General features: G+C 51.7%; 1 protein-coding gene. It reads right to left on the bottom strand.

Features of this window, described 5'->3' with window-relative positions:
- Positions 1–269: efflux RND transporter permease subunit (locus SB765_RS29995; RefSeq protein ID WP_410932542.1), on the bottom strand; the 269-nt coding region annotated here is incomplete at both ends.

The following is a 269-nucleotide window of genomic DNA, read 5'->3' as shown; positions in this document are numbered from 1 at the left end:
AAACCTGACGCGGTACCCAGTTCAGCCACCGCGGGTAAGTTGAACGGGAAGACGACGGCTTTATTGATACTGCTTAACGCAATCATTGCCCGCTGAATGATCGCGGTAACCGAGTTTTCCTCACCGACACGTTCAGACCACGGCTTGAGACTGATAAACGCCAGGCCGTTGTTTTGCCCCTGACCGCTGAAGCCAAAGCCGCCAACGGTAAACACCGACTGGACATTATCTTTCTCTTTAGTCAGATAATAATCCGTCACCTGTTGCAG

The organism is Pseudomonas sp. SIMBA_067, from assembly GCF_046534675.1.
In the GTDB taxonomy this organism is placed as follows: Bacteria; Pseudomonadota; Gammaproteobacteria; order Pseudomonadales; family Pseudomonadaceae; genus Aquipseudomonas; species Aquipseudomonas putida.
Note: the sequence above shows the minus strand (reverse complement) of the source record. Positions and strands in the feature narration are given on the sequence as shown.